The following is a 14,322-nucleotide window of genomic DNA, read 5'->3' as shown; positions in this document are numbered from 1 at the left end:
GCGGCCTGCGCGATCTGCAAGTCATCCTGTGGGTGGCAAAGGCTGCAGGCCTCGGTGACTCCTGGCCCAAGCTGGCCGAACGCGGCCTGATCACGCCAACCGAAGCACGCCAATTGAAACAGAAGGAACGCGCACTGAAGGAAGTGCGCATCCGTCTGCACATCATCGCCAACCGGCACGAAGACAGACTGGTATTCGACATCCAGACCGCGATTGCCGAATCGATAGGTTTCAAATCCACCGATGCGCGCCGCGCCAGCGAATATCTGATGCAGCGTTACTATCTGGCGGCCAAGGCAGTGACGCAGCTCAACGCCATCCTGCTGCAAAACATCGAGGCGCAACTGTTCCCGCAAATGATTTCGCCGGTCGCGATCAATGAACGCTTCAATGAAATCAACGGTTTCATCGATATTGCCGACGACCATACTTTCGATGCCACACCATCGGCCATGCTGGAAGTCTTCCTGCTGCTGTCGCTGCATCCCGAACTCAAGGGCATGACTGCACGGACGTTCCGCTCGCTGTGGAATGCACGCTTCAAGATCGACAACAAATTCCGCCGCGATCCGGTCAATCGCGCACTCTTCATGAAAATCCTGCAGGCGCCGCAAGGAATCACCCATGCGCTGCGCCGCATGAACGAGACCAGCGTGATCGGACGCTATCTGCCGAACTTCCGCAAGATCGTCGGCCAGATGCAGCACGATCTGTTTCACGTCTATACGGTGGATCAGCACATCATGATGGTAGTGCGCAATGTGCGCCGCTTTTTCCTCAGCCAGCATGCGCACGAATATCCGTTTTGCAGCCAGCTCGCCGCCAATTTTTCACAACCGTGGCTGTTGTATATCGCCGCCCTGTTTCACGACATCGCCAAGGGCCGCGGCGGCGATCATTCGCAATTGGGGATGGAAGATGCACGCGTCTTTTGTGTCGATCACGGCTTGTCGGAAGAAGACACCGAACTGGTCGTCTTCCTGGTTGAGCATCATTTGATGATGTCGCAGTTTGCGCAGAAACAGGATTTGTCCGACCCCGACGTCATCGCTGATTTCGCCAGGATGGTCAAGGACGAGCGGCATTTGACTGCGCTGTATTTATTGACGGTGGCAGACATACGCGGCACCAGTCCGAAAGTATGGAATGCATGGAAAGGCAAGCTGCTGGAAGACCTGTACCACATGACCGCACGGGTGTTCGGTGGCGATGCCCCATCGGCCGATCGCGAATTGAAAAACCGGCAGGAAGATGCGCTGAAAACCCTGCGCCTGTTCGGCCTGTCGGACAAGGATCATGAAAAACTCTGGCAGCAACTCGACGTCGTGTATTTCCTGCGTCACGACGCAGACGATATTGCATGGCAGACGCGCGTACTGTACGAAAAAACGGATAGCCCGGTGCCGGTCGTCAAATGCCGGCTGGCACCTATAGGCGAAGGCTTGCAGGTGGCAGTCTATGTGAGAGATCAACCCGATTTGTTCGCACGCATCTGCAGCTATTTCGATCACAAAAATTTCAGCATTCTCGATGCCAAGATCCACACCACCACGCATGGTTATGCGCTGGATACCTTCCTGATTACGGAACCGGCATTCGCTGATAATTATCGCGACCTGATCAGCCTGATCGAACACGAGCTGACCGAAACATTGACGCGACAAACTGCGCTGCCAGCACCCAGCAAGGGCCGCCTGTCACGACTGTGCCGTAATTTCCCGGCCACGCCGACCGTTGACCTGCGCCCGGACGAACGCGGCCGTTATTATTTGTTGACGGTCTCTGCCAACGACAGGAACGGCTTGCTGTATTCGATCGCCAATGTGCTTGCCAGGTACAAGGTCAATCTGCATACCGCCAAGATCATGACGCTGGGCGAACGCGTGGAAGACGTCTTCCTGATCGACGGCCCGGTGTTGAACAATCCGCGCAGTCAGATCCAGCTGGAGACCGATCTGCTCGACACCCTGCGAATCTGATCTCCGCATCATTCTTCAATCTCTTTTTAATCACCATTAACTATTACTGCATCAACATGACCGAACCGCTACGCCTTTCCAAACGCATGTCAGAACTGGGCCTGTGTTCACGCCGTGAAGCCGATGAATGGATCGCTCGCGGCTGGGTACGCGTCGATGGCAAAGTGGTGTCCGAACTCGGCACCAAGATATTGCCGACGCAACGCGTTACCGTCGAGCGCCAGGCGGCTGCCGAACAATCCAAGCGCGTCACTATCCTGATCAACAAACCCATGGGTTACGTCAGTGGCCAGGCCGAAGATGGCTACAAACCGGCCGTCGCGCTGGTCAAGGCAGAAAGCCGCTGGAAAGAAGACACGTCGCCGACGCAATTCCATCCGACGCAATTGCGCAGCCTGGTACCGGCCGGACGTCTGGACATCGACTCGGTCGGCTTGCTGGTGCTGACGCAGGATGGCCGCATCGCCAAGCATCTGATCGGCGAAACAAGCAGCGTCGACAAGGAATATCTGGTGCGTGTGCAATACATGAAGCCGGGAAAACTGCCGGAGGCCGATCTGAAACGGCTGAATCACGGTTTGATGCTGGATGGAAAAAAGCTGCTGCCTGCCCAGGTCAAATGGCAAAATGAAGATCAGCTGAGCTTCGTTTTGCGCGAAGGAAAAAAACGCCAGATCCGTCGCATGTGCGACATCGTTGGCTTGAAGGTAGTGGGCCTGAAACGGGTGCGCATAGGCCGCGTGAAACTGGGCGATTTGCCGGTAGGCGAATGGCGCTATCTGGCGGAAGACGAGCAATTCTGACACCTTGATTTTCAAGGCAAATTTGCTCTGGATCAATATTCATTTGCTGTAAACCACTAGTATCTGGGCTTACTGTGCCGCCATCCGTCCAGAGGCGGCCGCCACCCCTACTCTAGTCTGCAAATGAAAAACGACATCATCGGCCGTCCACCCCCGACTGCGTCTATCGAACATGAACCCCGGTCCATAGAGCGCGACGCGAAAAACCGGCGTCTCAACCAGCTCTACAAGTCCCTGATGCAATGCAACCAGGCGATCATACGCAGTGAGAACGAAACCGAACTGTTCACACAGATATGTCGCAACGTCGTCGATTTCGATTGCACGAAGATGGCTTTCATCACGCTGCTCGACAAGGACAGTCAGCATTTGATTCCCGTCACCTGTCACGGCAGCGGCACCGAATACCTGGAGCGCCTGCACATCTCGGTGGAAGAAAATTCATTGTACGGACATGGCCCGAGCGGTATCGCATTTCGTGAAGACCGGCCCTACTGGTGCCAGGACTTTCAGCAAAACCCCGTCACACTGCCCTGGCGCACCCTGGCCTCTCACTTCGGCTGGCAAGCCTCTGCGGCCCTGCCGCTGCACAAGAATGGCGACGTGATCGGCACCCTTAATGTGTACGCCGATGCAGTCCATGCCTTCGACAGCATTGCGCAAAACCTGCTCTGCGGACTGGCGATCGATATCGATCATGCGCTCGCCCGCTTCGAACTTGAAGCCGAACGACGGCAGTCACTGAAGATGAAAACCTTGCGCGTTTTCATGCTGGAACTGATTACCAGCGAACTGCCGCTACAGGATATTCTTCTCAATGTCGTACGCCAGTTCGAGCAACTCATTCCCGGCAGCATGTGCTCGATCATGCTGCACGACAAGGAAAACAAACAGCTGCGCCTGGGCGCTGCACCCAGCCTGCCCACCTCCTATATCACGACACTGGACCGCATGCCGCTCAGCCCTGATGCTGGTTGCATCAATGCGGTAATCAACGGCGTTCGCACCATTGCCGTCGATATTGCCAACGATCCGAACTGGGGGAAATTTCGGCAACAGGCGAAGGAAATGGGACTAGGTGCATGCTGCTCCGAGCCGATTTTTTCCGCCGGCGCACAAGTTCTGGGAGCGTTTACCGTTTACCATCGCACCCCTTTTCATCCGGATCAGGCAGATCTGCAACTGTTGGAAACTGCAGCGCATTTTCTCGCCATTGCGATTGAACGCAAGCAATCGGAAGCCTTCATGCGCAAGCTGTCGCAGGCGGTCGAACAAAGCTCGAATGCGATCATCATCACCGACCTGAACGGCACCATCGAATACGCCAACACAAGGTTCAGCACCAACACCGGCTATGCGCTGCACGACATCATCGGCAAGAAGCCCAACCTGCATAAAAGCGGAAAAACATCGCGCGCCACCTATGCCGATATGTGGGCACATCTGGGACGTGGCGAAAGCTGGCAAGGCGAGTTCATCAATCGCCGCCACAACGGCGAAGAACGTATCGATCTGGTGCGCGTCTCGCCGGTGCGCGAAGCCGATGGCTGCATCACGCATTATCTGGCGATCGAGGAAGACATCACCAATCAGAAAAATGCGCAGGCGCGCATCGAATCACTGGCGCATTTCGACGTGCTCACCGGACTGCCCAATCGGGCGCTGCTGGACGAACGCGCGCAACGTGCATTGCGGCTGGCAGAACAGGATCAGGCTACGCTGGCAGTGATGTTCCTCGACCTCGATCACTTCAAAAACATCAACGACACGCTCGGCCACAATCTCGGCGACACCTTGCTGATCGAACTGGCGCAACGCCTGCGCGCCGTACTGCGTCGGGACGACACGCTGTCGCGCCTGGGTGGCGACGAGTTCGTCCTGCTGCTACCCGGCGCCAATCGCGAAAGCGCGAAGAAAATAGCGCAGGAACTGATGCGTGCCATCAACGAACCCTACCGTATTGGATCGCACGAACTCAACGTGATGGCCTCGATCGGCATTGCCGTGTATCCGGCAGACGGCATGGATTTTGAAACGCTGTGCAAGAACGCAGATGTCGCCATGTATCGCGCCAAACAGGAAGGCCGCAACGGTTACCGTTCGTTCACGCAGGAAATGCAGGCGTATTCGACACGCTACCTGCAAGTGCTCAATGCCTTGCGGCAGGCGATCGCGCACGAACAACTCCACGTGCATTACCAGCCGCAAATATCGTTAGTGAACGGCGAAGTAATCGGTGCCGAAGCCTTGTTGCGCTGGCACCATCCGGAACTGGGAAATATTTCGCCGGCGGAATTCATTCCGATCGCGGAAGAAAGCGGCCTGATTCTGCAGATAGGCGAATGGGTGCTGCGCGTTGCCGTCGCGCAGGCGAAAAAATGGCACCAGTGCGGCCTGGATAAATTGATCATGGCAGTCAATCTGTCGGCCGTGCAATTCCGTCACGCCGGCCTGCCCAACCTGGTCATGCGCATTCTGCAAGAGGAGGATTTTTCACCGCAATATCTGGAACTGGAATTGACCGAAGGCGTAGCCATGCACGACCCGCAAGGCGCCATCGCGATGATGAACAGTTTGCATGAACGCGGCGTGCGTATGTCGATAGATGATTTCGGCACCGGCTATTCCTCACTCAGTTACCTGAAACAATTCAAGGTCTACAAGCTGAAAATCGACCAATCCTTCGTGCGCGACATCAGCACCGATGCGGAAGACAAGGCCATCGTCAGCGCCATCATCGGCATGGCGAAAAATCTCGGCTTGCAAACTATCGCAGAAGGCGTGGAAACGGTGGAGCAACTGGCTTTTCTACGCGCGGAAGGATGCCACGAAGCGCAAGGCTATCATTACAGCAAGCCTTTGCCAGCGGTAGAATTCGAGGCTTTTATACTGGGTGAATTCTCTGCAGCGTGACACGCTGCAGATTCTGAACATACTGCAGAAAATATGCCGTGGAAACGGCGCGCATGAAATACCGGACAGGATGCCGGCAGATCAGTCGTCTTCGTTCGGGTCCATTTCAGGAAACAGTACATCGACATAGCCGAACTGCGCGAAATCCTCGATGCGCATCGGATACAGGATGCCATCCAGATGATCGCATTCATGCTGCACTACACGCGCATGAAAACCGTCGACATCGCGATTGATTGCATTGCCGTACTGATCGAAACCTTCATAGTGCAGCGAACTGAAACGCGGCACCACGCCGCGCAAACCGGGCACGGACAGGCAGCCTTCCCAACCCTCTTCCCGCTCGGAAGAAAGCGGCCGCAACTTGGGATTGATCAATACCGTTTCCGGCACCGGCGGTGCATCGGGGTAGCGCGTGTTTTGCTTGAAGCCGTAAATCACCAGACGCAGATTCACGCCAATTTGCGGCGCCGCCAGACCTGCGCCATTCGCCGCATACATGGTATCGAACATGTCGGCAATCAGCGCATCAAGTTCCGGTGTATTGAATTCTTTCACCGGTTCAGCTACCCGCAACAAGCGCGGATCGCCCATCTTCAGTATTTCTCTTACCGTCATTTCAGTGTCTTCAAATATTCCGTAAAGGCGGCGCCGGTTTCCGGATGCTTGCGCCCCATCGCCACCATCGCCTTCAGGTAACCCAGCTTGGAACCACAATCATACCGCTGACCGTCATAACGGTAAGCCAGCACCTTTTGGTCCCGCATCAGCGCCGCAATGCCGTCGGTCAACTGTATTTCGCCGCCGGCGCCCTGGCTCACGTTTTCCAGGTAATCGAATATCCTGCCGCTCAATATGTAACGCCCGACCACCGCCAGTGTCGAAGGCGCATCTTCGGGCTGCGGCTTTTCAACGATCGCATCGACCTGTTCCAGCTTGTCCTGATACGGCGTGGCGCTGACGATGCCGTATTGTCTGGTTTCTGCGCGCGGCACATCCTGCACGGCAAGGATGCTGTTGCCTTCGCGTTCAAAAATTTCGACCATCTGTGCCAGCACCGGCGCGGTGCCGGCCGCCGTATCCATGAAATCATCCGCCAGCAGTACCGCAAACGGTTCGTTGCCGACTACCGGACGGGCGCACAGCACGGCATGACCCAGGCCCAGCGGCGCAGATTGGCGGATGTAAATGCAATTCACATGCTTGGGAATTACATTTCGTACGAATTCCAGTAACGCGGTTTTACCTGCCGCTTCCAGTTCGCTTTCCAGTTCGTATGCGGTATCGAAATGATCTTCGATCGCGCGCTTGTTGCGGCCGGTAATGAAGACCATTTCCGTGATGCCGGCAGCAACGGCCTCTTCCACTGCATATTGAATCAGCGGTTTATCGACTATCGGCAGCATCTCTTTCGGCTGCGCCTTGGTGGCGGGCAGGAAACGGCTGCCCAGGCCTGCCACCGGAAATACTGCTTTTCTAATCTTGTTCATCGCTATCCAGTAATTGAAGCAATCCAGCTTCATCAAGTATCGTTACACCCAGCTCTTCAGCCTTGGCGAGTTTGCTGCCGGCCTCAGCACCAGCCACCACATAGCTGGTTTTTTTTGAAACCGAACCGGCGACCTTACCGCCTGCTGCCTCGATTTTTTCAGCGGCCGCATCGCGACTGAGTGTAGGCAAAGTGCCGGTCAATACAAAGGTTTTTCCTGCTAATGGCTTGGGCTTGTTTTCGACTATATGTTCAGGCCATCTGACACCCGCGGCCTGCAGTTGTTCAATCAATTCGACATTAAGCGGATCAGCAAGGAAAGTCATGATGGACTTTGCCACCACCGGGCCGATATCCGCCACTTCCAGCAATTGCTCTTCCGATGCCTGCAGCAATGCATCCAGATTGCCGAAATGACGCGCCAGTTCCTTGGCCGTCGCTTCACCTACATGGCGTATGCCCAGTGCATAAATAAAGCGCGCCAATGTCGTCGATTTCGATTTTTCCAGCGCATCCAGCACATTCTGCGCCGACTTGTCCGCCATCCGCTCAAGTTCAGCCAGTGCACGAAAACCAAGTTTGTATAAATCGGCGGCCGTCGTGATGATGTGCTTGTCGACCAGTTGTTCCACCAGTTGATCGCCCAGGCCTTCCACATCCATCGCCCGACGCGAGACGAAATGCAGCAAGCCGCCCTTGCGCTGCGCCGCGCACTTGACCCAGCCGCCGGAACAGCGCGCAATCGCTTCATCTTCCAGTCGCACGATAGGCGAACCGCACACCGGACAGCTTGACGGCATGACAAACGGACGTACCGTTGCAGGCCGACGTTCCGGTACAAACGACACCACCTCCGGAATCACATCGCCGGCGCGGCGCACGATTACCGTGTCACCGATCTGGATATCCTTGCGCCGTACTTCATCTTCATTATGCAGCGTTGCATTGGTCACGGTGACGCCGCCGACCAATACCGGCGCGAGACGCGCCACCGGCGTAATCGCACCGGTACGACCGACCTGCACTTCGATATCCTGTACGGTCGTCAGCGCTTCTTCTGCCGGAAATTTATGCGCAATGGCAAAGCGCGGTGCGCGCGAAACGAAGCCGAGCTGTTGTTGCTGGTCGACGCGATTGACCTTGTACACCACGCCGTCAATTTCATACGGCAATTGCGGGCGCTTTTCACCCGTGGCTTTATAAAATTCAAGCAGACCCTGCGCGCCCCTGACTACTGCACGCTCATCGCACACTGGAATCCCGAGTTCCGCATACCAGTCGAGCAAGGCGGAATGCGATGCCGGCATGTCGGCACCTTCCAGCAAGCCTATGCCGTAGGCAAAAAAACGCAAGCTGCGCTGTGCGGTAATGCGTGAGTCGAGCTGGCGCAGGCTGCCGGCCGCTGCATTGCGCGGATTGGCAAATTCCTTGGCGCCGGCATCGCGCTGGCGCGCATTCAGTTTCGCCAGATCGGCCTTGTACATCATGACTTCGCCGCGCACATCCAGCACCCGGGGTGGATTGTTCGTATGCAGACGCAGCGGGATTTCGCGTACGGTGCGTATATTGGCGGTCACGTTTTCGCCGGTGGCGCCATCACCGCGCGTTGCCGCCTGCACCAGCACACCGTCTTCATAACGTAGATTGATGGCCAGGCCGTCGAACTTCAGTTCGGTCGCGTATTCAACTTCTTCCTGACTATTCAAGCCCTCGCTGACACGTTTGTCGAATGCAAGGACATCCTCGTCTTCAAAGCCGTTGCCCAGCGACAGCATGGGCACCGAATGCGTCACCGGAGGGAAAGCCGACAGCGCCAACGCACCAACGCGCTGCGTCGGCGAATCGAAAACCAGCAAGTCAGGATGTGTGTTTTCCAGTGCCTGCAACTCATGAAACAGCTGGTCGTATTCGGCATCTGGAACAGAAGGATTGTCGAGGACGTGGTAGGCGTAATTGTGACGATTCAGCTCGCTGCGCAGCCATGCTGCACGTGCAGGCGGATCGCTGGCATCCGGAATTTCTTCCGGACGTACTGCGGCATTTTGTTGCGATGCCGAGGAAAACAGGTCCGGCTGCATGATCAGTTGAACAAACGCAGGGCCCGGTTGGAACCTGCAGGAATATCCGCTGCTTCCATATCGGCGTAGAACACTTCGATCTGGCCGCCGATTTCATTCAGGGATGCATCAGACAAAGGCTGGCTGCTATCGTCTACGACGGTACCGTCGAGTCGCGATGACAGCGAACGAGCACAGGCAATCATCGCGCCGAAACCATCGCGCTCAGGAGCTACGACCGGCACATCCAGCAAAAGGGTCAGGCGATTCGTCGTTTCTTCCGCCAGTGTGACATTGGTCGATAGCGAGAACAGTACGCCGCCATCGCCATCCGGCATGACCAGACGACCTTCAGGACGCACATCGAAACCTTGCCGCTCCAGTGCCGCCAGCAAGGTCGTCACCGACCAGGGCGCACCATTGGATTGCACGTTCACGCTCAGCTTGGCATCGTATTCAGTGACGAAATGATGCAGCGAACGCGCCGTCACCATGACTTCCGCCATATCCGGCACATCAGGGTCGGCATCGAAATCGTCGGCAATCTGGCGCAGGCGCATGACGAATTCGGAATACTCCAGTTCATTCAGCGCATTGCTGCGATTGGCCAGTTGCACGCCGGCCATCAGTGATTTGTAGATGCCGCCATGCGTGATCGCTTCCCAGCCGCCATCGATATGCTGACCGGCAAAATTGACCGGCTTGCTGCCGACGTGGCGCAAGGATTGCAATGCAGGCAGAATTTTTTCGCCGCGTAGCTGGGTAGTCAAGACCAGCGGTATTGTGCAATCGATCAGGTAATCGACAGGCAATTCTTTTTCTTCCACCGATTGCATCATGTCTACCTGCGCATCCAGCTCTTCCTGCGCACGCTCTTCCGGCTCAGCACCTTCAAACGGTGTGTCGGCTGCAGCATAGCTCCGGTCGTCGGATGACAAAGTCGGTTCGCGTCGCTCGGCACTGAACTCTGTAACGGAGATTGGCGCTGCACCTTCTTCACTAGGCACCATCAATACATCATCGTGCGACGATGAAAATGCACGCTCAACGCTTTTCTTGGCTTTGTATTCCTGCCACTTATTGTAGGAAATGACGCCGACAACAATCGCGCCGCCAATCACCATCAGGCTGATCTGCAGATCTGTCATGCGGCCCCCGAAGAGGAAAAGTCGCCTTGCATTGCACTAGCCATGCAGGAGGAAAAATGTAAAAAAACGGATCGATTCATAAAAATCCAAAGGTTCCATGTTTATGCAGTTATTCGCAGAAACAGCGTGCCAAAACGAAGGCGGCAACGCTGCGCTCAGGATACCGCACAAGCCGTGTTCAAGTTAAGTGTTACCCATACTGTACCGCCGGCGTTCAGGCGGTTTGCGCTTCCGCCGCAAAACTTGCGGCGGACTCCATATCCACCGCCACAATCCGCGATACGCCCTGTTCCTGCATCGTCACACCGATCAGCTGCTGCGCCATTTCCATCGCAATTTTATTATGCGAAATAAACAGGAATTGCGTATGCACCGACATCCGTTTAACCATATTGCAGAAGCGTTCGGTATTGGCATCATCCAGCGGCGCATCGACCTCATCGAGCAGACAGAATGGCGCCGGATTCAGCTGGAACATCGAGAACACCAGTGCCGTTGCAGTCAGTGCTTTTTCACCACCTGACAACAGATGAATCGTGGCATTTTTCTTGCCCGGTGGTTGCGCCATGACCTGCACGCCGGAATCCAGAATTTCTTCGCCGGTCATCATCAGTTTGGCCTGGCCGCCGCCGAACAGAATCGGGAACAGTTCGCCGAAATGATGGTTGACCTTGTCGAAGGTGTCCTGCAACAGTTCGCGCGTTTCCTTGTCGATCTTGTGGATTGCATCCTGCAGCGTATTGATCGCTTCGGTCAGATCGGCGTTTTGCGCATCGAGGAAATTCTTGCGCTCCGATGCCGTCGCCAGCTCGTCCAGCGCAGCCAGGTTGACTGCGCCCAGAGCCGCGATGGCATTCGTCAGACGGGTAACTTCACCCTGCAGATAGGAAGGACGCAGGTCGCCGTTGAGTTTCTCCATCAGCGCCGCTTCATCGGCCTGCGCTTCGATCAGTTGCTGTGCGTACTGTTCCTGATTCAGGCGCGCTGCCTGTTCTTTCAGTTGCAACTCAGTGATGCGATCGCGTTGCGGTTGCAGGCTGCGTTCAGCCTGCATGCGCGCTTCGTCATGGCCGCGTAATTGCTGGGTCAGCTGATCTAGTTCATGACGGGCATCGGCCAGCGCGCGTTCCTGATCCGTACGTTTGTCGAGCAGGGTTTGCAGGCCAGCCTGGGCGGCCTGATCGTCCAGGCTTTCCAGCTCCAGACTGCCTTGCTGCATATTCGCAAACAGTTGCGCCGCCTGTTCCAGCGCAGTGGCGATGCTGCGTTTTAATTCTTCTATCTTGCTGCGTTGCGACTTCTCGGCGTATTCCGCTTCCTGCGCGCCACGCTCCAGTTCGCGCACGCGTTGCCGTGCATCGTTGAGTTGCTGCTCTTTCGTCAGGTAGTCGGTCTGGCCTTCTTCATGCTTTTCCTGCAGTTCGCCCAGCTCGGCATCGAGTTGCTCGAACTTGGCTTCAGATTCGGCCTTGATCTGCTGCTGCTCGGCTTCCTGCATCGCAATCTCTTCAAGATCGGTCGCGATCTGCGTGCTGCGCTGGTTGAAGCGTTCCTGCACTTCCGACAGTTTCATCACATCGATTTGCAAACCATGTACTGCTTGCGTCAGCGTATTCACGCGCTGGCGAATTTCCTGCAGACGCTGCGTCGCTTGCGTCAGCGCAGATTCTGCGCGCACCGAACGCGATTTCGCTTCGTCGGCCAGCATGTGCTGCGCGCGCAATTGCTTGGTGATGTTTTCGATTTCCTGCTGGCGCGCCAGCATGCCGTCCTGCTCGGAATCGGAGGCATAAAAACGCACACTCGATTTGCTGATGACGTGGCCTTGCTTGGTGACGAAATACGCACCGTTAGGCAATTTATTGCGATCAACGAAAGCCGCTGCAATATCGTCGGCGACATAAACGTTGTGCAGCCAATCCTGCATCAAGGCGCGCAGTCCCGGATCGTTCAATTGCAGCAAACTCAGGAAAGGCTTGAGGCCGGCTTGTACCGGACTCGCTTCGGATGGCGTTGCATTCGGCGTGAACAAGGCCAGTTTGGCCGGCGGCGCATCGTTGAAGAAAGCTTTGGCCCAGTCGAGGTTCGACATTTCCAGCGCCGACGTACGTTCACGCAACACCGATTCCAGCGCAGTTTCCCAACCCTGGTCGATCTGCAGTTTTTGCCACAGACGCGGCAATTCACCCAGTTCGTGTTTTTGCAGCCACGGTTGGACTTTGCCTTGCGTCTGTATGTTTTCCTGCAACTGCTTTAACGCAGTCAGACGCGCTTCGAGTTGTGCGTTGTTGGCGGTTTCGGTATTGACCTGCTGCTGCGCACTGCGACGTTCCTCTTCCAGCTTCGGCAATTGTTCCTGCGCGGCTTCCAGTTGTTCGGTCGCCTCTTCCAGCGTTGCCTGTTTTTCTTCCAGCTGCATCTTCAGATTGGACAGATGCGTGCTATCGGGCAGATTCAGGCCCTGTTTTTCCTGCTGCAAACGCTCGCGACGCACGGTCAAACCGGACAAGATGTTGGAAGCGTTGCGTTGATGTGCAGATTCAAGTTCGATCTGCTGCTGCGCCTGCATGATCTTGCCGCGCGACTCGGTCGTCTTCAATTGCGATTCGCGCCATGCCTGTTCCAATGCGGGAATCCTATCGTTTTCCCTATGCGCAATTTCCTGCGCCTGCTCGACGCGCATCGCCTGCTCTTCCAGATGCATTTCTGCTTCGACCAGATCGTCCTGATATTGCGTGCCCTGACGCTGCCATTGATCGCGTTGTGCGGTCAGCGAATTGAGTTGCGACTGCAGGCGGCTGCGCGATTCGATGACGAATTTGATCTGCGCTTCAAGGCTGCCGATTTCGGAATTGGTTTGATACAGATGACCTTGCGCCTGATGCATGCGATCGCCGGCACCGTAATGCGCCTGGCGCATGTGTTCAAGCTCGGTTTCAACATGACGCAGCTTGGCGGTCTGTTCTTCCAGATCGACTTGCGCTTTTTCGATATCGCGGAAATGCTTGTCCTGCTCGGCTTTCGCTTCATTCTTGCGCAGCAGCCACAGCAGTTTTTGTTTCTCGTCCTGATCGGCCTGCAGTTCGTGGAATTTTTGCGCGACTGCGGCCTGGCTTTGCAGCTTTTCCAGATTGGCATTCAGCTCGCGCAGGATGTCTTCGACGCGCAATAGATTTTCACGGGTGTCTTGCAGGCGATTTTCGGTTTCACGGCGACGTTCCTTGTACTTCGATACGCCCGCAGCTTCTTCCAGAAAGATACGCAGCTCTTCAGGGCGCGCTTCGATGATGCGCGAAATCATGCCCTGCCCGATGATCGCGTAAGCGCGTGGGCCGAGACCGGTGCCGAGGAAAATATCCTGAATATCGCGACGGCGTACCGCCTGATTATTGATGTAGTAAGTCGAGGTGCCATCGCGCGTCAACGTGCGTTTGACGGCGATCTCTGCATACTGTCCCCACTGACCGGCAGCCTTGCCTTCACCGTTATCGAACACCAGCTCGACCGATGAACGGCCAGCCGGTTTGCGATGCGTGGTGCCGTTGAAAATAACGTCCTGCATCGACTCGCCGCGCAACTCGGAAGCCTTGGATTCACCCAAAACCCAGCGCACCGCATCGATAATATTGGATTTACCACAACCGTTAGGGCCGACGACACCCACTAATTGGCCCGGCACTTGAAAGTTCGTCGGATCGACGAAAGACTTGAATCCAGATAATTTAATGGAAGTTAAACGCACGTTATCAACCGTTCCCAGTATATACAACAGAAATTAGTATCCGACCGAGTTGGCGGATGCGGCGAAACAGCCCGCAAAAGGGGGTAATCATAGCATTTGAAATAACGTTTACTCGCATTTGAAACAAGTCATTAAACAAGTCAATAAGCAAGACCTCGCACATGGCATAAAGCGCGTTACGGTTACGGCCT

Annotated in this window: 9 protein-coding genes; 3 read left to right on the top strand and 6 right to left on the bottom strand. The window is 55.7% G+C overall.

All coding sequences use genetic code 11. From position 1 onward, the window contains the following. The 3 genes from ABWP27_RS09110 to ABWP27_RS09100 form a co-directional block, all read left to right on the top strand. Window positions 1-1,979, top strand: a 1,979-nt coding sequence (locus ABWP27_RS09110) for a [protein-PII] uridylyltransferase (protein ID WP_353155842.1), incomplete at its 5' end; no start/stop codon positions are given. Between the two features lie 56 nt (window positions 1,980-2,035). Then, window positions 2,036-2,782, top strand: a complete 747-nt coding sequence (locus tag ABWP27_RS09105; RefSeq protein ID WP_353155841.1) for a pseudouridine synthase — start codon at window positions 2,036-2,038, stop codon at window positions 2,780-2,782. 123 nt (window positions 2,783-2,905) lie between these two features. Next, window positions 2,906-5,695 (top strand): sensor domain-containing phosphodiesterase, encoded by a 2,790-nt coding sequence (locus tag ABWP27_RS09100; RefSeq protein ID WP_353155840.1) that lies wholly within the window; start codon window positions 2,906-2,908, stop codon window positions 5,693-5,695. A gap of 81 nt (window positions 5,696-5,776) precedes the next feature. Here the strand turns inward: ABWP27_RS09100 and def are convergent, their stop codons facing one another. From def to ABWP27_RS09070, 6 genes are all read right to left on the bottom strand, one after another. Beyond that, window positions 5,777-6,313 carry a peptide deformylase gene (gene def / locus ABWP27_RS09095; protein WP_353155838.1) on the bottom strand — a complete coding sequence of 179 codons (537 nt, stop codon included), beginning with the start codon at window positions 6,311-6,313 and terminating at the stop codon, window positions 5,777-5,779. Continuing rightward, window positions 6,310-7,185: a UTP--glucose-1-phosphate uridylyltransferase GalU gene (gene galU, locus ABWP27_RS09090; protein WP_353155837.1), complete on the bottom strand. Its 876-nt coding sequence runs from the start codon at window positions 7,183-7,185 to the stop codon at window positions 6,310-6,312. Before galU ends, def begins: the two co-directional genes overlap by 4 nt. Next, the gene (ligA, locus tag ABWP27_RS09085; RefSeq protein WP_353155835.1) at window positions 7,172-9,262 is read right to left on the bottom strand and encodes an NAD-dependent DNA ligase LigA; all 2,091 of its coding nucleotides are present in this window, start codon (window positions 9,260-9,262) and stop codon (window positions 7,172-7,174) included. The genes galU and ligA overlap by 14 nt, the downstream gene beginning before the upstream one ends. A gap of 2 nt (window positions 9,263-9,264) precedes the next feature. Beyond that, window positions 9,265-10,389, bottom strand: coding sequence for a cell division protein ZipA C-terminal FtsZ-binding domain-containing protein (locus ABWP27_RS09080; protein ID WP_353155833.1), 1,125 nt, complete (start codon window positions 10,387-10,389; stop codon window positions 9,265-9,267). A gap of 214 nt (window positions 10,390-10,603) precedes the next feature. Next, window positions 10,604-14,131 carry a chromosome segregation protein SMC gene (gene smc / locus ABWP27_RS09075; protein WP_353155832.1) on the bottom strand — a complete coding sequence of 1,176 codons (3,528 nt, stop codon included), beginning with the start codon at window positions 14,129-14,131 and terminating at the stop codon, window positions 10,604-10,606. Between the two features lie 4 nt (window positions 14,132-14,135). Then, on the bottom strand, window positions 14,136-14,322 hold a 187-nt coding region (locus ABWP27_RS09070), incomplete at its 5' end, for a hypothetical protein (protein ID WP_353155831.1).

The organism is Herminiimonas fonticola (assembly GCF_040395855.1).
Taxonomy (GTDB): Bacteria; Pseudomonadota; Gammaproteobacteria; order Burkholderiales; family Burkholderiaceae_D; genus Oxalicibacterium; species Oxalicibacterium fonticola_A.
Note: the sequence above shows the minus strand (reverse complement) of the source record. Positions and strands in the feature narration are given on the sequence as shown.

Coding starts and splice junctions, on each gene's coding strand:
- ABWP27_RS09080 (WP_353155833.1), bottom strand. CDS start 10,389: ATGACAGATCTGCAGATCAGCCTGATGGTGATTGGCGGCGCGATTGTT.
- ABWP27_RS09105 (WP_353155841.1), top strand. CDS start 2,036: ATGACCGAACCGCTACGCCTTTCCAAACGCATGTCAGAACTGGGCCTG.
- def (WP_353155838.1), bottom strand. CDS start 6,313: ATGACGGTAAGAGAAATACTGAAGATGGGCGATCCGCGCTTGTTGCGG.
- ligA (WP_353155835.1), bottom strand. CDS start 9,262: ATGCAGCCGGACCTGTTTTCCTCGGCATCGCAACAAAATGCCGCAGTA.
- galU (WP_353155837.1), bottom strand. CDS start 7,185: ATGAACAAGATTAGAAAAGCAGTATTTCCGGTGGCAGGCCTGGGCAGC.
- ABWP27_RS09100 (WP_353155840.1), top strand. CDS start 2,906: ATGAAAAACGACATCATCGGCCGTCCACCCCCGACTGCGTCTATCGAA.